A 21,377-nucleotide genomic window follows, 5' to 3' on the forward strand; every position below is an offset into this window, starting at 1 on the left:
CAGCCTGCACCCGCCGGACGGATACGGCAGGCAGAAACACGCAAAATGCCGGGTTCGGAAATCCGCCCCTTTCGGCACCGCTGCTTAACAAAACGCCGCCCCTCTGCCATAATCCCGTCCTGCTTTCCCTATCCCGAACCGCCATGCCCGCCGATACCGCACTGCCCGATGGCCTGACCGTCCGCCCCGCCGAAAAGGCCGACCTGCCCGACATCGTCGCCATTTACAACAGCACCGTTCCCGGCCGTCGGGCCACCGCCGACCTGCACCCCGTTTCCGTGGCCGACCGTCGGGCATGGTTTGACGCACACGGCGGCACACGCCCGCTGTATGTGGTGGAAAACGCCGCAGGCACGCTGCTGGCCTGGGGCAGTTTCAGCGACTACTACCCGCGCGATGCCTACCGCATCAGTGCCGAAATCAGCATCTATGTCCGCGAATCGGCACGCGGTTGCGGACTGGGCCGCCGGCTGGCCGAATATATGTGCCGCCGCGCCCCCGCCCTGGGTATCCGCAACATCATTGCCGTCATCTTCGCCCACAACACACCCAGCCTGCACCTGTTTGAGCGTCTGGGCTTTGAAAGCTGGGGCAGGCTGCCTGAGGTATGCGATATGGCGGGCAGCCCCGCCGATGTGGTGATTATGGGCAAAAAAGTGGCATAAACCGTTTTTGCCAGACTTCACCGTAGGTCGGATACTCGTATCCGACATTCAATATTCGGCACATATCGACCGGCCGCCTGCGTCGGATTCAAGAATCCGACCTACGAATCGTTCTATTTCCGCATAAACCGTTTTTCAGACGGCCGGATTTGCCCCCCCAACAAATATTGATACACATCAATCTGCCCCACCTGTCTGTGCCCATTTGACAAAACAGTAACCGGTGCATATCGTGCAGCCTGTGCGTACCGTCCCAATCATGCGGTTAATTCAAAAATTAAATTAGGTTTTCCGGTGCGGCAGATATGGCCAACCGCCCGCCCGAACCGCCCGATGCCGTCTGAAACAGCCCGCTGCCGCACATTCAGACGGCCTACCGCCCGAAACCTGCCCCAACAGCGAGACCATACCATGCAGATTTACTTGGTCGGCGGCGCCGTCCGCGACAACTTGCTCGGCCGCCCCACCCAAGACCGCGATTGGGTCGTGGTCGGAGCCGGTGCCGCCGAAATGCTTGCCAAAGGTTTCCTGCCGGTGGGCAAAGATTTTCCCGTGTTTCTCCACCCCGAAACGCACGAAGAATACGCCCTTGCCCGCACCGAGCGCAAAACCGCGCGCGGCTATGCGGGCTTCACTTTCCATGCCGACAAAAGCGTTACCCTCGAACAGGACCTGATGCGGCGCGATTTAACCATCAACGCCATGGCGCAGGATTCAGACGGCCGCATCATCGACCCCTTCGGCGGCCGAACCGATTTGGCGGACGGCGTTTTGCGCCATGTTTCCCCCGCTTTCGCCGAAGACCCCGTCCGCATCCTGCGCACCGCCCGCTTTGCCGCCCGCTACGGTTTCCGCGTGGCAGAAGAAACCGTGTCCCTGATGCGGCAGATGGTGGAAAACGGCGAAGCCGCCGCACTGGTGGCCGAGCGCGTGTGGCAGGAACTGGCCAAAGGATTGATGGAAAAACAGCCCGCCGTCATGTTTGAAGTCTTGCGCGAATGCGGCTGCCTGCGCGTGATTCTGCCCGAACTGGACGCACTGTTCGGCGTGCCCCAACCGCCGCAGCACCACCCCGAAATCGACAGCGGCCGGCACAGCCTGATGGTCTTGCAACGCGCCGCCGACATGGATTTGAGCCTGCCCGAACGCTATGCCGCCCTGCTGCACGACTTGGGCAAAGCCCTGACGCCGTCTGAAAAATGGCCGAAACACCACGGCCACGATGCCTTGGGGCGCGCCCCCGTCGAAGCCGTCAACCGCCGCTGGCGCGTACCCAGAGCCTGCGCCGAACTCGCACTGCTGGCCGCACGGCAGCATATCCTGATTCACAGCGCGGCCGAACTGAAACCGAAAACCGCGCTGACACTACTGCAAAACACCGATGCCTTCCGCCGCCCCGAACGTTTCGTCCAACTGCTCAACGTCTGTCAGGCCGATGCGCAAGGCCGGCTCGGCCGCTGCAATACCCCCTATCCGCAACACGCACATTGGCGCAGGCTGCTGGCTGCGGCCGCCGCCGTTCCCGCCGCCGAAATCGCCGCACAATACCGCGACACACCGCAAAAAATCCCCGCCGCACTCGAAGCGGCACGGCTGGCCGCCGTCCGCCCGCTGCACGAAGCCTTCCGCCGCCGCACGGATTAAAAACGCGCCACCCTGTCCGCAACCGGGGTAAAAACCGCCCCGCGCGCGCTTTAAATGCTTACTTTTTACGCCGAAATTTGCTACAATGCCGTGCATCTTGCACAAACCGAAAGCCCGAGCATCATGCGCATCGTAGAAAAAGCCTACACCTTCGACGACGTTCTGCTGGTTCCCGCACATTCCCGAGTGCTGCCGCGCGATGTCAGCCTTACCACCCCGCTCACCCGCACCATTTCCCTCAACCTCCCCCTGCTCTCCGCCGCCATGGACACGGTAACCGAAGCACGTCTGGCCATTTCGATGGCACAGGAAGGCGGCATCGGCATCATCCACAAAAATATGACGCCCGAGCAGCAGGCGCACGCCGTTTCCAAAGTCAAACGCCATGAAAGCGGCATCGTCAAAGACCCCGTTACCATCGCGCCGGATATGCTGATTAAAGACCTGATTGCCCAGCAGGCGCAGCGCAAGCGCAAAATGTCGGGTCTGCCTGTGGTGGAAAACGGTAAAGTAGTCGGTTTGGTGACCAACCGCGACCTGCGCTTTGAAAAGCGGCTGGATCTGCCCGTTTCGGCGATTATGACCCCGCGCGAACGGCTGGTCACCGTACCGGAAGGCACCAGCATCGAAGATGCGCGCGAAGTGATGCACGAACATAAAGTCGAACGCGTGCTGGTGCTCAACGGCAACGACGAACTCAAAGGCCTGATTACGGTTAAAGACATCATCAAAACCACCGAATTTCCCAATGCGAACAAAGATTCAGACGGCCGTTTGCGCGTGGGTGCGGCCGTGGGCGTGGGTGCGGATACCGACGAACGCGTGAAAGCGCTGGTGGCTGCGGGCGTGGACGTGATTGTTGTGGATACGGCGCACGGCCACAGTCAAGGCGTACTCGACCGCGTGAAGTGGGTCAAACAGCATTTCCCCGATGTGCAGGTCATCGGCGGCAACATCGCCACCGCACAGGCCGCACGTGATCTGGTGGCTGCCGGTGCCGATGCGGTCAAAGTGGGCATCGGCCCCGGCTCCATCTGCACCACGCGTATTGTCGCGGGTGTGGGCGTACCGCAGCTGACCGCAATCCACAATGTCGCCGAAGCCCTCAAAGGCACAGGCGTGCCGCTGATTGCCGACGGCGGTATCCGCTTCTCCGGCGATGTGGCCAAAGCCTTGGCCGCCGGCGCATCGTGCGTGATGCTGGGCGGCATGTTCGCCGGCACGGAAGAAGCACCCGGCGAAATCGAACTCTACCAAGGCCGTTCGTACAAATCCTACCGCGGCATGGGTTCGCTGGGCGCGATGAGCCAGGGTTCGAACGACCGCTATTTCCAAGAAAAACAGGAAAGTGCCGACAAATACGTGCCCGAAGGCATTGAAGGCCGTGTCCCCTACAAAGGCCCGATTGTCCACATCATCCACCAAATCATCGGCGGCCTGCGTTCGAGCATGGGCTATCTGGGCTGCCGGTCGATTGCCGAAATGCACGAAAAAGCCGAATTTGTCGAAATCACATCGGCCGGTATGAACGAATCGCACGTCCACGATGTGCAGATTACCAAAGAAGCGCCGAACTACCAGATGCGCTAAACCGCACAGGGCTTCCCATTCGAACAGCCCTGTTGTTCCGCTGCCGAATGCGACCCAAACCGTATATAATCCCCGTTTCAGACGGCCTCCTGCTGCATCAGGCCGTCTGAATACCTATTTGACTGCAATGCCAACCGTCAGGAGTGAAACCGTGACTGCGATTATCGACATCTTCGCCCGCGAAATTCTGGATTCGCGCGGCAACCCCACCGTGGAATGCGACGTGCTGCTAGAAAGCGGCGTGATGGGGCGTGCGGCCGTGCCCAGCGGTGCGTCCACCGGCCAGAAAGAAGCTTTGGAACTGCGCGACGGCGACAAAAGCCGCTATCTGGGCAAAGGCGTTTTGCAGGCCGTCTCGCACGTCAACGGCGAAATCGCCCAAGCCCTGATCGGTTTGGACGCGGCCGACCAAAGCCAAATCGACCAGGTAATGATTGATTTGGACGGCACCGGCAACAAAGGCCGTCTGGGTGCCAACGCCCTCCTGGCCGTTTCCATGGCCGTGGCCCGCGCCGCCGCCGAAGATGCCGGCCTGCCGCTGTACCGCTATCTGGGCGGTGCCGGCCCGATGGCCATGCCCGTGCCGATGATGAATGTGATCAACGGCGGTGCGCACGCCAACAACAGTCTGGACATTCAGGAATTTATGATTATGCCCGTCGGCGCGAAAAGCTTCCGCGAAGCCCTGCGCTGCGGTGCCGAAATTTTCCATGCCCTGAAAAAACTGTGCGATGCCAAAGGTTTCCCCACCACTGTCGGCGACGAAGGCGGTTTCGCGCCCAATCTGAACAGCCACGAAGAAGCCCTGCAACTGATGCAGGAAGCCGTGCGCGAAGCAGGCTACACCGCCGGCGAAGACGTACTGTTCGCGCTGGACTGCGCGTCCAGCGAGTTCTACCAAGACGGCAAATACCATCTGTCTGCCGAACAAAAATCGCTGACTAGTGCCGAATTTGCCGATTATCTGGCCGACTTGGCCGAACGCTATCCCATCGTTTCCATCGAAGACGGCATGGACGAAAACGATTGGGAAGGCTGGAAACTGCTCACCGGAAAACTGGGCGGCAAAGTCCAATTGGTCGGCGATGATCTGTTTGTTACCAATCCCGACATCCTCGCCCAAGGTATCGAAGCAGGCATCGCCAACGCGCTTTTGGTCAAAGTAAACCAAATAGGTACGCTCAGCGAAACCCTCAAAGCCGTCGATCTGGCCAAACGCAACCGCTACACCAGCGTGATGAGCCACCGCTCGGGCGAAACCGAAGATGCCACCATCGCCGATTTGGCCGTCGCCACCAACTGTATGCAGATTAAAACCGGTTCGCTGTCGCGTTCCGACCGCATGGCCAAATACAACCAGCTGCTGCGCATCGAAGAAGAGCTGGGATCCGCCGCCTACTATCCGGGCAAAGCCGCTTTCTACCAGCTGGGCAAATAATCGGAGACACGCATGAAATGGGTCAGCTTTGTGCTGCTTGCCGCACTGGCATACTGCCAATACCATCTCTGGCTCTCGCCCGACGGCTGGCAGAACATGACCGCCCTTGAACAGCAGCTTCAAGCACAGGAAGCGCGCAACCTTACCCTTGCCGTGCGCAATACGGCCTTGGCCGCCGAAGTAACCGACTTGGCCGAAGGCACCGAAGCCATTGCCGAAATCGCCCGTGTAGACTTGGGCTACATCGGACAGGGCGAAACCTTTTACCGTTTGGTGAAACAGTAAAGCTCATACCGGCCAAAAAGGCCGTCTGAAAACGGATTTTTCTGTTCTCAGACGGCCTTTTTTTAAACCGCTTCGTCAAGCCTCCCGCTCAGGCAAGAACCCGTAGGTCGGACACTCGTATCCGACATCTCCCGCATCAGATAGTAACTCTGTTCCCTATCGGTAAGCAGCAATTAATTAAGGTCGGATTCCGGAATCCGACCTACCTGTGTTATCAACAAAGCCGTCTGAAAATGCTGTTTTTCAGACGGCCTTTTTCAACTGCTAGGCTTAACTGCTTCGTCAGCCTCCCGATCGGGCAGAACCAGATTCAGCACCATGGCCAGCAGCGCGCACAAACCGACACCGGCAAAACTCAGACTGCCGAATTTGAACACCATACCGCCGACACCGGTCGTCAGCACCGAGCTGACAATCACCAGATTCTTCGGTTTCATCAAATCCACCTGCGCATCAATCAGTGTTTTCAAACCCAAAGAAGCAATTGTACCGAACAGCAGAATCATCACCCCGCCCATCACCGGCAGCGGAATCGAAGCCAGAAAGGCATTGAATTTGCCGAAAAACGCCATGGCAACGGCAAACAGTGCCGCCCAAGTCATAATGACCGGATTGCTGTTTTTCGTCAGCATCACCGCGCCGGTTACCTCGCCGTATGTCGTTACCGGCGGCCCGCCGATCAAGCCGGCCACACACACGCCCATACCGTCGCCCGCCAGCGTTTTATGCAGCCCGGGATCGGCAGCGTAATCCCTGCCCGTTACCTTGCCGATGGCCATAATGCCGCCGATATGCTCGATAGCCGGAGCAATCGCCACCGGCAGCATAAACAGCGCAGCCTGCCAATTGACTTCCGGCGCATGAAACTGCGGCACGGCAAACCACGGCGCGGCAGCAATCGCCGAAGTATCCACCAAACCCATCGCCCATGCCAGCAGATAACCCGCCGCCACGCCGACCAGAATCGGAATCAGCTTCATCATCTTGCTGCCGAACACCGCCACCAGCACCGTAACCACAAACGTAAAACCCGACAAAATCAGCGACTGCGTGTAATCCACCACCTGATCGCCGCCGGCCTGCCCCATCGCCATCTGGCTGGCCACCGCCGCCACCGACAAACCGATAACCATAATCACCGGCCCGATAACCACCGCAGGCAGCAGACGGTGCACCGCCGCCAAACCGCGCCATTTAATCAGCGCGGCAAACAGAAAATACATAAAACCTGCCGCAAACAGGCCGAACATGGTCGCCCCCATACCCCATTCGGCCATCGAATAGATAATCGGCGCGATAAAGGCAAATGACGAACCGAGAAACACCGGCACTTTTCGCCCGGTAAACAGTTGGAACAGCAAAGTACCGATGCCCGCACCCAATAAAGCCATAGCCGGATTCAAACCGGTCAAAAGCGGCACCAGTACCATTGCGCCAAAGGCCACAAACAGGATTTGCGCACCCGCCACAGCCAATTTTATCTGCTGCATTACTATCACCATTTCAGAAAAATCAAACTGCCGGATTGTAACATTGTGAGAACTTTTACGTTTAAAAAGTAAAGGGAACGGCACAGAAAAATTTGCATGACACGCCGTTTGGCGGTAAATTTCCATTTCCCTATTTCAACAAAGCCATAAAAAACAACCAACAAGGAGAACATCATGAATGCCGCCGTCCGCGCCCTCAGCAGCTACGCCGCCTACCACCGCGACAAGCGCAATATTCTCACCCACTTTATCGGTATTCCCCTCATCTGGCTGGCCATCGCCGCGCTGATCTCGCGTCCGCTGTGGCAGCCCGAATGGCTGCCGCTGGGTATTTCGCCCATGCTGATAGCCGGCATACTGCTGTGCCGCTATTACTTTTCGCTTCACCGCGATTTGGGCTGGGTCATGCTGGCAGTAATGGTACTGACCTATCTCTTTTCCGCCAATCTGGCGGCACAAAGCACAGGCACCTGGCTGGGCGTATCGCTGGGCATGTTTGCCGTCGGCTGGGTGATCCAGTTTATCGGCCATTACTACGAGCAGCGCAAACCCGCATTTTTCGACGACATCCGCGGCCTGATTATCGGCCCCGTTTTCGTGGCCGCCGAAGCCTGCTTCCTGCTGGGCCGTCTGAAAACGCTGCAACAGGCGGTTGAACGCGAAGTCGGCCCCACCGTCATCAAACCGCGTCCGTAACCGACGCCCATGCCGCAAACGGCAGGCCTACTTTCCAAACCGGCCTGCCGTTTGCTCTCTGCGCAACCGCCCTGATCCGCCGTACATCAGTCAAATACGACCGATGCCGGTTGAGCCGTTCCGCACCAGCCCGGCATGTGCGGTTCCACCTATTCCGCCCGGCAGGCATACCGATTGCCGATTCCACCCGTTCAAAACTGCACGGCTCCGGCTGCCGTCTCCGACACCGGCGCCATAAACCGTATCTGCCTGCCCCCGGCAGCATCTGCCCCTGCTTTTCAGACGGCCCGGCCATAACCGCCTGCCACTCGTAAACATATGCGCCTGCACCCGTCTCCGCTATAATCGTATCTTTATCCGCCCGTTTGCACAGGACACGCACCATGCTCAAAATCAGCAGCCAATTCGACGGCGGCGCCATCGTCGTCAAAGATTTGACCGACCCGGCCAATATCCGCCTGAATATCCGCAACGACAACGCCTCACACTTTCTCCAATGGTTTTACTTCCGTCTGCAAGGCGCGGCCTACACACCGTGCGTGATGCACTTTGAAAATGCAGGCGAAGCTGCTTTCCGCGAAGGCTGGCCATACTATCAGGCCTGCGCCTCGTACGACCGCCAAAACTGGTTCCGCGTGCCCACCCGCTACGAAAACGGCATACTGACCGTCGAACATACCCCGCTGGCCAACAGCATCTACTACGCCTATTTCGAGCCCTATTCCGAAGAACAGCATCTGAACCTATTAGGCGAAGCCCAAGGCAGCGGCCTGTGCCAGATTGATGACTTGGGCAGCACCCTGCAAGGGCGCGACATCAATTTATTAACCATCGGCAATCAGGCAGACAGCGATCTGAAAATCTGGGTAATTGCCCGCCAGCACCCCGGTGAAACCATGGCCGAATGGTTTGCCGAAGGCCTGCTCTCTCGCCTGCTCGACCCGCAGGACCCCACCGCCCGCGCCCTGCTCGACCGCGCCACTTTCTACATTGTCCCCAATATGAACCCCGACGGCTCCGCACTGGGCAACCAGCGCACCAACGCCGCCGGTGCCAACCTCAACCGCGAATGGCTCCATCCGACTCCGGAACGCTCGCCGGAGGTGTACCATGTGCGCGAAAAAATGCGCGAAACCGGCGTGGACCTGTTTCTCGACATTCACGGCGACGAAGACATTCCGTACGTTTTCGTGGCCGGCACCGAAGGCATACCCGGCTTCAACCCGCGCATCGATGCCCTGCAAACCCGGTTCAAAACCGCCCTCCAAACCGCCAGCCCCGACTTCCAAGACGAATACGGCTATCCCAAAGACGCCCCCGGCCAGGCCGATATGAGTTTGGCCACCCACTGGGTCGGCCAGGAATTCGACTGTCTGGCCTACACACTGGAAATGCCGTTTATCGACAACCACAACCTGCCCGACGACGATTTCGGCTGGAACGGCCAACGCTCCCTTCGCCTGGGCGAAGCCATGCTGTCCGCCATCTGGGCCGTCCTGCCGGATTTGCGCTGACCATCGGGCAGGCGGCCGACAAACCCAATCAAAGGCCGTCTGAAAACGTAACCACGCCTTTTCAGACGGCCTCTTTCCTGATCTCAGCCGCATCATTTGCCACACACTTTTTACCGCAACAATCCGTCCCAATTCCCAAGCCTGTCAGACCATGACCAATCACCAGCAAATACAGCAGCTGCTCAAAGACTGCATTCCGATTTTTACAGTGCTGTCTGATGAAAACCGCCACAAAATCCTGCATTTATTGCTTGAAAATGGAGCGATGAATGTCGGCACGCTCACCGAAAATCTGCACCTGTCTCGACCTGCGGTATCGCATCATTTAAAAATCATGTTGCAGGCGGGGGCGGTGTCGGTTACTACAGGTGGGCAAAGAGCGGTTTTATGCCGTTGATATTGCAGACGAGATTGAAAAATTACAGCAGCTGGTTACATTGATGGCTGAGCATTGCCCTGATCTATCAAGGTGTGAGATGGGGTGAATTGGGTCATTTTTTCAATAATTATCTAAAAGCATTGTTATAAAGTTTAAATTTCACGGATTGGTAGCTTGTCAGAGATTAAAAGATAACCAGTGTTTGGCTGATATTGCCTAAAAAGGAAGTTGTTATGAACCTGTTGCCTTATATTGCATTGAGTATCTTGGGCGGGTTGATTATTCCCTTGCAGTTGGCGATGGTGAACGCATTTCGTCAAAGTACGCACGCCAGCCAGCTGCAAGCCACTTTTTATCTGTATCTGGGCGGTGCGGTCGCCTCGCTGGTGCTGTCGCTGGCAGTCAGTGGCAGTATCAAACCGCCACAGGTGCAAAATGCCCAGTGGTGGATGTGGCTGACGGGATTTTTGGGCAGTTTTTATATTCTGTTTATGTTTATCGCTGCTCCCAAAATTGGTGCTGCCAACACTTTGCTGTGGGTGTTTTTGGGGCAGATGTTGTTTGCCACACTGCTTTCGGCAACTGGCTGGTTTGGTTTGCCTGTACAAAAGATAAATTGGCTCAAACTGTGCGGTTTGGGGCTGGTATTTGTTGGGGGTTTGCTGATGATTTATGCGGAAACTCGATAGCTGATTTGTTGCTATTGTTAAGTGGATGAATGTCTGAAATTGATTTTGTGATGTCTTGGCTGTCTGAATTTGCAGTGCTTTTACCAAGCTATTTTTGGTTGTTTTATTGACATTGTCAGACGGCAGATAAAATCAAAGCGTCTTTTGGTGGTGGTAAAAAAGGTCGGGGGCAATACCCGACCTGCTCTTTATTTGATATTAACATCTTGCCATAGATTATTGCTCACAATTTCAGGGCGACTGCCTGTAAAGGCTTTGGCTGCCTTGTGGTCTGCTGTGAGCGTGTAGGCAAACCATGCAGTCATATAGCCATCGCCATCGTGCAACATACTGCCGTGATCGGTATTTTTACGGCGTGCCATAATAGTAAGTTGCTGACTGTTAATTTGATTGTGGTTATCGTTTAACGACCAAAGAGGTGTAATGCCTGAAAGTGTATCTTTACCGTTGCCTGCATCTATAATGCCAGTGCCTGCCGTGGCAAAATAAGGCACACGGATTTTGTTAATTTGATAATCCCATTTTAACCCCTGTGCCAATGCGTGTTTGGTCGTACTGGCTGTATAGACCGCTTTAAATTGCTTACTGTTGGCAAAATTGGTGGCTGCATTGATTGCACCAACACCGCCTTGGGAATGCCCCATAATGCCTGCTCGGTTGGTGTCTAATTTGTTATAGAATAAACTGCTTTTATCACGATTTAATTCATCTAGTTTTGCCAGAGATTGTGAAGAAGAACTGCCGTCCCAACTGTTTGGATCATCGTTGGCAATGACCACAAACCCCCAGCTTGCCAATCTTGCCAAAACGGGTTCATAACGCTCATAGGGAACACCTGTGCCATTTGCCGAGATGATAACAGGGGCAGCGTTACCTTTACTGATTTCTGCTGGATACCAAATTTTGTAAGTGCTAAAGCGACTTTGTCCGCTAGATATGACTTGGCTTTGCACCGCATACTTACCCAACCCTTTGTAGCGTTTCAATCGCTCCGCCACTTTGTGTTTGCGTGTAATAATCAGATTTAATGGCAAAAGCCTGTTCGATCTTTTTACTAATAGCTGAACAGCCACTTATTATTAAAATACTGCCGAGCAGTACGGTTGTTAAAAGTCGTTTGGTATAACGCATAAGCTCTCCAAAATATGACAAAAGTCATGAAATTTTATTTTATCATAATTTTTTTTCAACAAGAGTTTGCATAATAAGCTATTTTTGTCAGTTGTCATATCATTTATCAAGTGGTTTATTTTTCTTGACTTTTGCCAAAAGTGGCTTATAATAAGTTTAAATTTTTAAACCTATAAACACAATGGTGCTAATTTAAACCATCAACTTTATTGAAAAATCATTCATCAGGAACTTTTATGCTATTTCAACCCTTTACCTTTGCCAATGGCAAAACCGCCAAAAACCGCTTTTTTAAATCGGCGATGGAGGAACATTTGGCAGACGGCAGTCGCCCCAGTCAGGCATTGGTTAATTTATACCGCACTTGGGCAAAAGGCGGAGCAGGCGTACTGGTAACGGGCAATGTGATGGTCTCGGCAAGTGGCAGAGGCTCGCCACATGATGTGCTGGTGAGCGACGACAGCAATTTGGCGGTGCTGGGCAGTTGGGCGGCAGCTGCCAAAGAAAATCAGACGCTTGCCATCATGCAGATTAACCATGCAGGCAAGCAGTCGCCAAAAACGGTGAATCGCACGCCGCTTGCCCCCAGTGCCGTACCGCTTGTCGGTATGGACGGCTTTATCAATCCGCCCAGAGCCTTACGCCATGCAGAAATAGCAGGGTTGATTACTGACTTTGTCCGCACGGCACAGATTGCCGAGCAGGCAGGGTTTGACGGTGTGCAAATTCATGCGGCTCATGGTTATCTGATTAGCCAGTTTTTATCGCCACACCACAACCGCCGTGATGATGAATATGGCGGCAGTCTTGAAAACCGTATGCGGTTTTTGCTTGCCGTGTATCAAGGCATTCGTGCGGCGGTGTCGCCTGAATTTTTGGTGGGGGTGAAATTAAATTCTGCCGATTTTCAAAAGGGTGGTTTTGATGAAACTGAGTCGGTGCAGGTGGTCAAAACGCTGTCTGATTTGGGCATTGATTTTATTGAAATTTCAGGCGGCAATTATGAAAGCCCCGCCATGCTTGCCAATAAGGACAGCAGCAAAAAACGCGAAGCCTTTTTCCTAGATTATGCCAAAAAAGCTCGTGCTGTCAGCCGTGTGCCGCTTATTATCACTGGTGGATTTCGCTCGCAGGCGGCGATGACGGCGGCGTTGGACAGTGGTAATTTGGATTTTGTCGGCATTGCCCGTCCGTTTGCACTGATACCTGATTTGCCCAAACAGATGGCAAATGGCAGTTATCAAACCCTTGCCACCGACCGCATCAAAACCGGGATTGCCGCCATTGATCACAAAATCGGTTCGGTGCTTGAGATGAATTGGTATATGACGCAAATGCAGCTTATCAGCCAAGGCAGACAGCCCAATCCCAAACTCTCGGCTTGGCGGGTGCTGGCAAAAACGCTGTGGGACAATGGCAAAGCAGGGCTGTCTACGGGTAGAAGCTGATAGGTAAAAACACAAATGCCGTCTGAAACGGCTTTTCAGACGGCCTATTCTTTCAGGAAAACGGATTATTCCGCTTCCAACACCACTTTCATCGCTCCGTTTTCCGCCGCGTGTTTAAACACATCATAGGCTTTTTCCAGTTCGCTGAATTTGAAGCGGTGCGTAAGCATTTTGGTGTAATCCACGGAGCTGGTGGAAACTGCTTTCATCAGCATCTCCGTAGTATTGGTATTGACCAAACCGGTGGTGATGGTGAGGTTTTTGATCCACAATTTTTCCAGCTTGAAATCTACCGGCGTACCGTGCACGCCCACAACGGCCACATTGCCGCCGGGTTTGACGATGTCCTGACACATATCCCAAGTGGCGGGAATGCCCACCGCCTCGATGGCTACATCGACGCCGTCTTCTCCCACAACTGCTAAAACTTGTTCGGCCACATCGCCGGAAGCGGGATTGATGGTGTGGGTGGCACCCAGCTCTTTTGCCAGTTTCAGGCGGTTTTCGTCCATATCGCACACAATCAGGATAGAGGGGCTGTACAGTTGCGCGGTCAGCAGCGCCGACATACCGACGGGGCCTGCTCCGGCGATAAAGACCGTATCGCCCGGTTTTACATCGCCGTACTGCACGCCGATTTCGTGCGCCGTGGGCAAGGCATCGGACAACAGCAGCGCGACTTCTTCGTTCACATTTTCCGGCAGCGGAATCAGGCTGCTGTCGGCATAGGGTGTACGCACATATTCTGCCTGCGTGCCGTCAATCATATAGCCGAGAATCCAGCCGCCGTTACGGCAGTGAGAATAAAGCTGCACTTTGCAGTTGTCGCAGCTGCAACATTTGCTCACACAGGAAATAATGACTTTGTCGCCTTTTTTAATATTTTTTACGCCGGAACCGACTTCTTCAACAATGCCGATACCCTCATGGCCGAGAATACGCCCTGCTTCAACTTCGGGGTTTTTGCCTTTCCAGATACCCAAATCGGTACCGCAAATGGTAGTTTTGACAATTTTCACGACTGCATCGGCGGGATCGATGATTTGCGGTTTCGGTTTCTCTGCGAGACGGATGTCGCCTGCGCCATAGTAAACCATTGCTTTCATATCAATTCCTTTCAGAGTGAACGGGAAATCCCCATGCCAATTTAGAGTAAATGCCCGATACAGTCAAATGATGATTTTCTGACACCCCGCCGCTCCCCGGACAGGCGGTAAATACTGCAAAAGGCCGTCTGAAAAAAAACCGGGAAGCGGTTTTCAGACGGCCTGATATTCAAAACTGTCCGTACGGAAAACTATTCTGCCGCCGCTTCCAATTCCAGCGCGGCGGCCAAGAGAGACAGGCGTGCCATCACGCCGTACACATAAAGCCGGTTGCATTCGCAATCGGGATTATCGGCATCAGTTTGCGGTACACCGAGCGAGTTCCATTGGGCAAACACACGTTTGCACCGCTCCTCACCGCCCTCTTCCGCACCCGCCACCGGAATTGCCTGATTGAGCGGCACAAACACCATGCCGCCCGCATTCAGATTCTCATCATTGGCGCGTCCCTCGTGTACGCGGAAAAAACCGCCGACCACAAAACGGTCCATCATATAGACCACCGGTTCGGACACCGCACCGTCCAGTGTTTCATAAGTATAAATTCCTTCCTGAACAATCACTTCGCTGACTGCCAGCCCTTCCTTGACCTTCGCCATTTTGTTGCGGTTTTTACGGTTCAGCCCGCGTACTTCGTCGGCAGATTTCACACTCATCACGCCCATGCCGTATGTGCCCGCATCGGCTTTGACAATCACAAACGGCTGATCGGTAATTCCCTTTTCATCATATTTGGCCTGAATTTTCGCCAGCATCCGCTCCACCGCAGCGGCCAGCGCATCTTCCCCTTCGCGTTCCTGAAAATCCAAACCGCCGATTTGCTCGAAATAGGGATTAATCTGCCAGACATCGATGTCCAACAGTTCGGCAAATTCGGCCGCCACGCGGTCGTAAGCGGCAAAATGAGCGGTTTTTCGGCGGGTCGTCCAACCGCCGTGCAGCGGCGGCAGTACCGTTTGGGCAATGCCCTGCAAAATTTCCGGCACCCCGCCCGACAAATCGTTGTTCAGCAAAACCAGACAGGGCGAAAAACCGTCGGCCAAATGCACCCGCTCGCGGGTACGCTGCAACGGTTCGAGCAGAACCTTGTCGCCCGATGCCGTTTCCAGCTCTGTCGGTTCCGTAATCTCGGGATTCAGACTGCCCAAACGCACTTCAAAACCGGCCGTACGCAGAATATTGCTCAGCGCATACACATTTTGCAGATAAAACGTATTGCGTGTGTGGTTTTCCGGCACAATCAGCACCGACTTGGCCTGCGGACAGGCGCGCTCAACCGCGTTTTGCGCCGCGTGCGCCGCCAGTTGGATAAAGTTCGGATTCAGATTATTGAAGCCGCCCGGAAACAGGTTCATATCGATGGAAGCCATTTTGTAGCCGGCATTGCGGATATCGACCGAACCGTAAAACGGCGGTCTGTGCACCGCCCACTGACGGCGGAACCACGCCTCGATTTTGGTTTGGTTGCTTAAAATGGTTTTTTCAAATACTTTCAGTTGCGCCAAATAAGCGCCGGACATCACAGGCAGCGACATGGTTTCTATTCCGTCAATCATCATTCGTCCCCGCATGATAGTTTTTTCAGACGGCCGATACAAGCATTGTCTCCCCTCCGCCTGCTGCCAGTTTCCTTTCCTTGCCAACAAATAGACAAAATGTCTAAAAAATAACCGAAACCACCAATCTATACCGGCATAAAACGTTTATTTAGACATTTTAACTTGCTTTTCCCACTGCAACCCGCTACTATCGCTGCCCATATTCCGCATAAAAATAGCCATCATGAAAACACAAGCCATCAAACCGCAAACCCTCTACGACAAACTCTGGAACAGCCACGTCGTACGCGAAGAAGAAGACGGCACCGTCCTGCTCTATATCGACCGCCATCTGGTACACGAAGTTACCAGCCCGCAGGCATTTGAGGGACTGAAAATGGCCGGACGCAAACTGTGGCGCATCGACAGCGTGGTGTCTACTGCCGACCACAATACCCCCACCAATGATTGGGACAAAGGCATCCAAGACCCGATTTCCAAATTACAGGTCGATACTTTGGACGACAACATCAAAACATTCGGTGCGCTGGCCTACTTCCCCTTTAAAGACAAAGGGCAAGGCATTGTGCATGTCATGGGGCCGGAACAGGGTGCCACCCTGCCGGGCATGACGGTTGTCTGCGGCGATTCGCACACCTCCACCCACGGTGCGTTCGGCGCACTGGCACACGGCATCGGCACGTCCGAAGTCGAACACACGATGGCCACCCAGTGCATCACCGCCAAAAAATCCAAAGCCATGCTGATTAAAGTAAACGGCCGTCTGAAACCGGGTGTAACCGCCAAAGATGTGGCTTTATACATCATCGGCCAAATCGGCACCGCCGGCGGCACCGGTTATGCCATTGAGTTTGGCGGTGAAGCGATTCAAAACCTCTCGATGGAAGGCCGCATGACCCTGTGCAATATGGCCATCGAAGCGGGCGCGCGCAGCGGCTTGGTGGCGGTCGATCAAACCACCATCGATTATGTCAAAGACAGACCCCTAGCCCCCAAAGGTGCGGACTGGGATAAAGCCGTGGCCTATTGGCGCACACTGGTTTCCGACGACGGTGCGGTTTTCGACCAAGTATATGAATTTGACGCCGCCGCCATCGAACCGCAGGTAACATGGGGGACTTCCCCCGAAATGGTGCTCGACATCAACGGCAGAGTGCCCAATCCCGCTGCCGAAAATGATCCCGTCAAACGCGGCGGCATGGAGCGCGCCTTGGCCTATATGGGTCTGACGGCCGACACGCCGCTGAACGAAATCCCCGTCGATGTCGTCTTTATCGGCTCCTGCACCAACAGCCGCATTGAGGATCTGCGCGAAGCGGCCGCCGTCGCCAAAGGCCGCCGCAAAGCCGACAACGTCAGCCGCGTACTGGTTGTGCCGGGTTCCGGCTTGGTTAAAGAACAGGCAGAACGCGAGGGCTTGGACAAAATCTTTACCGATGCAGGCTTTGAATGGCGCGAGCCGGGCTGCTCGATGTGCCTGGCCATGAATGCCGACCGCCTGGATCCGCAGGAACGTTGCGCTTCTACCTCAAACCGCAACTTTGAAGGCCGTCAGGGCAACGGCGGGCGTACCCACTTGGTCAGCCCGTCCATGGCCGCCGCCGCCGCCGTTTCCGGCCGCTTTACCGATGTCCGCAAACTGCCGCAATCCGCGGCCGTCTGAAAACGGCAGCGTTCCGCCGTATACGGCAAACCTTTTTTTATTTACCCGATAAGGAGTACCGCACATGAAAAAATATCTTCTGATCACCATCGCCGCTTTCGGTTTGACCGCCTGTACCAACACTTGGCACGGTGCCAAAGCCGACAGCCACCGGAACTGGAAACACACCAAAGCCGGTGCCGAAAAAGGCTGGGATAAAACCAAAGAAGTAACCCAGGAAGGTTGGGACAAGACCAAAGAAGTAAGCCAAGAGGGCTGGGACAAAACCAAAGAAATCTCGCACGAGGGTTGGAATAAAGCCAAAGAAGCCACACACGACGGCTGGGAAAAAACCAAGGAAGGCACGGAAAAAGGCTGGCACAACACCAAAAAAGGGGTCAAAAAAGGCTGGCACAAAACCAAAGAAGCCACGAAAGAAGGCTGGGAAAAAGCCAAAGATGCCGTAAGCAACTAAGTCTCTCTCCTCAAAGCGGATCTGCGTTTTCAGACGGCCTCAAACGGCCCGAACAGAATACCGCAGATTCCGTCCGCCCCCGCAATCTACCCTTATTGCGGGGGTTTACGCCAAACGAAAGTATTCAACATGAAAGCCTTCACCCAACTGCACGCCCTCGTTGCCCCGCTCGACCGTGCCAACGTCGATACCGATGCCATCATCCCCAAGCAATTTCTCAAATCCATCAAACGCAGCGGTTTCGGCCCGAATGCTTTTGACGAATGGCGTTACCTCGATCACGGCGAACCGGGCATGGACAACAGCAAACGCCCGCTCAATCCCGATTTTCCGCTCAACCAAGCCCGTTATCAGGGTGCGCAGATTCTGCTCACGCGCAAAAATTTCGGCTGCGGCTCTTCCCGCGAACACGCCCCCTGGGCCTTGGACGACTACGGTTTCCGTGCCGTCATCGCGCCGAGTTTTGCCGATATTTTCTTCAACAACTGCTATAAAAACGGCCTGCTGCCGATTGTGTTGAGCGAAGAAGTTGTCGACCAACTGTTCCGCGAAACCGAGGCCACCGAAGGCTACCGTCTGAATATCGACTTGGAAAAACAAACCGTTACCACCCCTGGCGGCGAAGCGTTTGCGTTCGACATCACCGAACACCGCAAACACTGCCTGCTCAACGGGCTGGACGAAATCGGCCTGACCTTGCAGCACGCCGATGCCATCAAAGCTTTTGAAGCCAAGCACCAAGCCGCACAACCGTGGCTGTTCCAATCCTGATAAACCCGCAGGCCGTCTGAAAACCGCATCACCCGTTTTCAGACGGCCTGTTTCACGAAAAGCCGCCTCTGTTATGAACGCCGCAACCACACCTCCCGACCTCGGCCGCCTGAGCCACGGCCACTGGCGCACCGCCCGCTGGGGATTGAGCGACCATGCCTACACCCGCCTGATTGAAGCCGTTATCGAAACGGGCATCACCACTTTCGACCATGCCGACTGCTACGGCCGCTACACCACAGAAGCCGCCTTCGGCCGTGCTTTCCGCCCGCTGGCCGATATGCGGGACCGGCTGAAAATCGTCAGCAAATGCGGCATTCTGTTTCCCAACGACACCCTGCCCGGCATTACCCATAAACACTACGACAACACCCGCGAACACATCATCGCTTCGGCCGAACGCTCCGTCACCAACCTGAACTGCGGCTATCTCGATCTGCTGCTCATCCACCGCCCGTCCCCCTGCGCCGACCCGGAAGCCATCGCAGCCGCGTTCGATTATCTGCACCAAAACGGCACGGTGCGCCACTTCGGCGTTTCCAATTACAGCGCGGCCAAATTCAGCATGTTGCAGTCTTATGTCCGCCAACCGCTGGTTACCAACCAAATCGAACTGTCGCTGTGGCACACACCGTCGTTTTCAGACGGCCTGCTGGATTTCCTGCTGGAAAAACGGGTCAAACCGATGGCTTGGTCGCCGCTGGGCGGCGGCAAACTGTTCGATACCGCCGATGAAACCGGCGCACGTATCCGCCAAACCCTGTACGAAGTCGGTGAAGCGTACGGCGAGACACGCCCCGACACACTGGCTTATGCCTGGCTGCTCAACCACCCCGCAGGCATTATGCCCGTTGTCGGCAGCGGCAAAATCGAACATATCCGCAACGCCGTCGATGCGCTCAATATCCGTTTCAGCGAAGCCGAATGGATCAAGCTGTACAGTGCCGCCATCGGGCACGATGTGCCATAAATATCCGGCAGCGATTTTTCCCAACGGCCTACGCGGCATCGGCAACACCTGCCATACCTGCAACAGAAAGCGACGAACCATGATAAACGAATTTGCACGCTTAAATGTCCGCCCCGGCCAAACCGGCGAATTTGAAACCGCTTTTACCCAAGCAGCCGGCATCATCAGAAAAATGCCCGGCTTTATCCGCCTGAATCTGCACCGCCATCATGACGAAGCCGGTATTTATCTGCTGCATGTCCAATGGCAAAACATTGAATCCCACCGCAACGGTTTCCGGGAATCTCCCGAATACCGACAATGGCGGGCACTCCTGCACCACTTTTACGACCCTTTCCCTGTTGTCGAATATTTTGAAACCATTCTGACTGCCGACTGATCAAACGGCACGGCCATACACCCGTCTGGCCGAAACTGCATCACAAAAGCAGAAAACCCACCCACCACCCCTGATTGGAAAGACTGAAACCATGACCCGAAAAATCGCTATCCTCCCCGGCGACGGCATCGGCCCCGAAATCGTCGCCCAAGCCGTCCGCGTATTGGACAAACTCATCGCCCAAGGCCTTGATGCCGCATACAGCTATGCTCCGCTGGGCGGCGCGGCTTACGACGAATACGGCCACCCCTATCCCGAGTTCACGCAAAATCTGTGCCGTGCCGCCGATGCCGTACTGCTGGGCGCGGTCGGCGGCCCGCAATACGACAATCTCGACCGCCCGCTGCGCCCCGAGCGCGGCCTGCTGGCGATCCGCAAAGATTTGAATCTGTTTGCCAACCTGCGCCCCGCCGTACTTTATAAAGAGCTGGCCAACGCTTCTACCTTGAAACCCGACGTGGTGGCCGGTTTGGATATTCTGATTGTGCGCGAGCTGACCGGCGATATTTATTTCGGCGAACCGCGCGGTATCCGCACGTTGGACAACGGCGAGCGCGAAGGTTTCAACACCATGAAATACAGCGAGGGCGAAATCCGCCGCATCGCCAAAGTGGCCTTTGAGGCGGCGAAAAAACGCGGCAAAAAACTGTGCAGCGTGGACAAAGCCAATGTCTTGGAAACCACCGAGCTGTGGAAAGAGATTTTCAGCGAAACGGCCAAAGATTATCCCGATGTCGAACTGAGCCATATGTATGTGGACAACGCCGCCATGCAGCTGGTACGCGCGCCCAAACAGTTCGACGTCATCGCCACCGGCAACATCTTCGGCGATATTTTGAGCGATCAGGCCTCCATGCTCACCGGATCCATCGGTATGCTGCCCTCCGCGTCGCTGAGCGAGAACGGCAAAGGTTTATACGAACCCTCGCACGGCTCCGCGCCCGACATCGCCGGCCAAAACAAAGCCAACCCGCTGGCGACTATTCTATCGCTCGCCATGCTGGTGCGTTACAGCCTGAACGACGAGCCGCGTGCCAAACAGATTGAACATGCCGTACAGAAAGTGCTGGAACAGGGGTTGCGCACCGCCGATATTTACGAAGAAGGCACACAGCTCGTTTCCTGCTCCGAAATGGGCGATGCCGTGTTGGCCGCGCTGTAAACGGCCTGCCCAGGCCGTCTGAAATCCGCTGTCTGCTGCCTTTTTTCTAGCGCACACAGCAGATCCGCTTTCAGACGGCCTGATAAGTATTTGCCCGGCCGAAAATCCGTATTCTCCAACTTTCTTCAAACCCGATACCCAAAATCGATTGCTTACCATTGCCCGCCGACAGAAACACCATACCGCAGAAACCGGCTTCCGTCTGCCGCCAACTTAATCGCAGTAAAAATCGGGTTTGAACAAAATATCACCGCAGAAGCCCGAGACAAGCGTCTCGGGCTCTTGCTATTGGAACAGCCACGGCGTAGGTCGGATTCTTGAATCCGACATTCTGCCGAAATCCG

The 21,377-nt window shown here is 55.2% G+C and carries 21 protein-coding genes; 16 read left to right on the top strand and 5 right to left on the bottom strand.

What is annotated here, in order from left to right; genetic code table 11:
• Positions 1 to 143: 143 nt before the first annotated feature.
• From ORY85_RS04320 to ORY85_RS04340, 5 genes are all read left to right on the top strand, one after another.
• A complete protein-coding gene (locus tag ORY85_RS04320) occupies positions 144 to 665 on the top strand; it encodes a GNAT family N-acetyltransferase (RefSeq protein ID WP_274571184.1) in 522 nt (173 codons plus the stop codon).
• A gap of 411 nt (positions 666 to 1,076) precedes the next feature.
• Positions 1,077 to 2,309 (top strand): multifunctional CCA addition/repair protein, encoded by a 1,233-nt coding sequence (locus ORY85_RS04325; protein WP_274571324.1) that lies wholly within the window; start codon positions 1,077 to 1,079, stop codon positions 2,307 to 2,309.
• Between the two features lie 123 nt (positions 2,310 to 2,432).
• Positions 2,433 to 3,899 (top strand): IMP dehydrogenase, encoded by a 1,467-nt coding sequence (guaB, locus tag ORY85_RS04330; RefSeq protein WP_274571323.1) that lies wholly within the window; start codon positions 2,433 to 2,435, stop codon positions 3,897 to 3,899.
• 151 nt (positions 3,900 to 4,050) lie between these two features.
• Positions 4,051 to 5,337, top strand: a complete 1,287-nt coding sequence (gene eno / locus ORY85_RS04335) for a phosphopyruvate hydratase (protein ID WP_274571183.1) — start codon at positions 4,051 to 4,053, stop codon at positions 5,335 to 5,337.
• A gap of 12 nt (positions 5,338 to 5,349) precedes the next feature.
• Entirely contained in the window at positions 5,350 to 5,622 is a 273-nt protein-coding gene (locus ORY85_RS04340) for a septum formation initiator family protein (protein ID WP_274571182.1), read from the top strand.
• A 257-nt stretch (positions 5,623 to 5,879) separates the two neighbouring features.
• Here the strand turns inward: ORY85_RS04340 and ORY85_RS04345 are convergent, their stop codons facing one another.
• A complete protein-coding gene (locus ORY85_RS04345; protein WP_274571181.1) occupies positions 5,880 to 7,112 on the bottom strand; it encodes a uracil-xanthine permease family protein in 1,233 nt (410 codons plus the stop codon).
• A 174-nt stretch (positions 7,113 to 7,286) separates the two neighbouring features.
• Here ORY85_RS04345 and ORY85_RS04350 point away from each other — a divergent pair, with 174 nt between their 5' ends.
• The 4 genes from ORY85_RS04350 to ORY85_RS04365 all read left to right on the top strand — a co-directional run bounded on the left by ORY85_RS04350 (position 7,287) and on the right by ORY85_RS04365 (position 10,390).
• Positions 7,287 to 7,808 (top strand): DUF962 domain-containing protein, encoded by a 522-nt coding sequence (locus tag ORY85_RS04350; RefSeq protein ID WP_274571180.1) that lies wholly within the window; start codon positions 7,287 to 7,289, stop codon positions 7,806 to 7,808.
• Positions 7,809 to 8,191: 383 nt separating this feature from the next.
• Positions 8,192 to 9,322 (top strand): M14-type cytosolic carboxypeptidase, encoded by a 1,131-nt coding sequence (locus ORY85_RS04355; protein ID WP_274571179.1) that lies wholly within the window; start codon positions 8,192 to 8,194, stop codon positions 9,320 to 9,322.
• Positions 9,323 to 9,473: 151 nt separating this feature from the next.
• The gene (locus tag ORY85_RS04360; protein WP_274571178.1) at positions 9,474 to 9,719 is read left to right on the top strand and encodes a helix-turn-helix transcriptional regulator; all 246 of its coding nucleotides are present in this window, start codon (positions 9,474 to 9,476) and stop codon (positions 9,717 to 9,719) included.
• 215 nt (positions 9,720 to 9,934) lie between these two features.
• Positions 9,935 to 10,390, top strand: a complete 456-nt coding sequence (locus ORY85_RS04365; protein ID WP_274571177.1) for a DMT family transporter — start codon at positions 9,935 to 9,937, stop codon at positions 10,388 to 10,390.
• 188 nt (positions 10,391 to 10,578) lie between these two features.
• Here the strand turns inward: ORY85_RS04365 and ORY85_RS04370 are convergent, their stop codons facing one another.
• Positions 10,579 to 11,376 (bottom strand): hypothetical protein, encoded by a 798-nt coding sequence (locus ORY85_RS04370; protein WP_274571176.1) that lies wholly within the window; start codon positions 11,374 to 11,376, stop codon positions 10,579 to 10,581.
• A complete protein-coding gene (locus ORY85_RS04375) occupies positions 11,351 to 11,521 on the bottom strand; it encodes a hypothetical protein (RefSeq protein WP_274571175.1) in 171 nt (56 codons plus the stop codon). The genes ORY85_RS04370 and ORY85_RS04375 overlap by 26 nt, the downstream gene beginning before the upstream one ends.
• A 209-nt stretch (positions 11,522 to 11,730) precedes the next feature.
• Here ORY85_RS04375 and ORY85_RS04380 point away from each other — a divergent pair, with 209 nt between their 5' ends.
• Positions 11,731 to 12,969 carry an NADH:flavin oxidoreductase/NADH oxidase family protein gene (locus ORY85_RS04380; RefSeq protein WP_274571174.1) on the top strand — a complete coding sequence of 413 codons (1,239 nt, stop codon included), beginning with the start codon at positions 11,731 to 11,733 and terminating at the stop codon, positions 12,967 to 12,969.
• A gap of 65 nt (positions 12,970 to 13,034) precedes the next feature.
• Here ORY85_RS04380 and ORY85_RS04385 read toward each other — a convergent pair whose 3' ends face one another.
• The gene (locus ORY85_RS04385; protein WP_274571173.1) at positions 13,035 to 14,075 is read right to left on the bottom strand and encodes a zinc-dependent alcohol dehydrogenase family protein; all 1,041 of its coding nucleotides are present in this window, start codon (positions 14,073 to 14,075) and stop codon (positions 13,035 to 13,037) included.
• 191 nt (positions 14,076 to 14,266) lie between these two features.
• Positions 14,267 to 15,610 (bottom strand): glutamate--cysteine ligase, encoded by a 1,344-nt coding sequence (gshA, locus tag ORY85_RS04390; RefSeq protein WP_274571322.1) that lies wholly within the window; start codon positions 15,608 to 15,610, stop codon positions 14,267 to 14,269.
• Positions 15,611 to 15,872: 262 nt separating this feature from the next.
• Here gshA and leuC point away from each other — a divergent pair, with 262 nt between their 5' ends.
• The 6 genes from leuC to leuB all read left to right on the top strand — a co-directional run bounded on the left by leuC (position 15,873) and on the right by leuB (position 21,033).
• On the top strand, positions 15,873 to 17,297 hold the full coding sequence (gene leuC / locus ORY85_RS04395) for a 3-isopropylmalate dehydratase large subunit (RefSeq protein WP_274571321.1): 1,425 nt from the start codon (positions 15,873 to 15,875) through the stop codon (positions 17,295 to 17,297).
• Between the two features lie 64 nt (positions 17,298 to 17,361).
• Entirely contained in the window at positions 17,362 to 17,751 is a 390-nt protein-coding gene (locus tag ORY85_RS04400; protein ID WP_274571172.1) for a hypothetical protein, read from the top strand.
• Between the two features lie 129 nt (positions 17,752 to 17,880).
• Positions 17,881 to 18,522 (top strand): 3-isopropylmalate dehydratase small subunit, encoded by a 642-nt coding sequence (gene leuD / locus ORY85_RS04405; protein WP_274571171.1) that lies wholly within the window; start codon positions 17,881 to 17,883, stop codon positions 18,520 to 18,522.
• A gap of 73 nt (positions 18,523 to 18,595) precedes the next feature.
• Positions 18,596 to 19,492 carry an aldo/keto reductase family oxidoreductase gene (locus ORY85_RS04410; RefSeq protein WP_274571170.1) on the top strand — a complete coding sequence of 299 codons (897 nt, stop codon included), beginning with the start codon at positions 18,596 to 18,598 and terminating at the stop codon, positions 19,490 to 19,492.
• 79 nt (positions 19,493 to 19,571) lie between these two features.
• Complete coding sequence (locus ORY85_RS04415) at positions 19,572 to 19,871, top strand: antibiotic biosynthesis monooxygenase (RefSeq protein ID WP_274571169.1); 300 nt, start codon at positions 19,572 to 19,574, stop codon at positions 19,869 to 19,871.
• Positions 19,872 to 19,962: 91 nt separating this feature from the next.
• Entirely contained in the window at positions 19,963 to 21,033 is a 1,071-nt protein-coding gene (leuB, locus tag ORY85_RS04420) for a 3-isopropylmalate dehydrogenase (RefSeq protein WP_274571168.1), read from the top strand.
• The last annotated feature ends 344 nt before the right edge of the window (positions 21,034 to 21,377 follow it).

The organism is Neisseria leonii (assembly GCF_028776105.2).
GTDB classification, from domain to species: Bacteria; Pseudomonadota; Gammaproteobacteria; order Burkholderiales; family Neisseriaceae; genus Neisseria; species Neisseria leonii.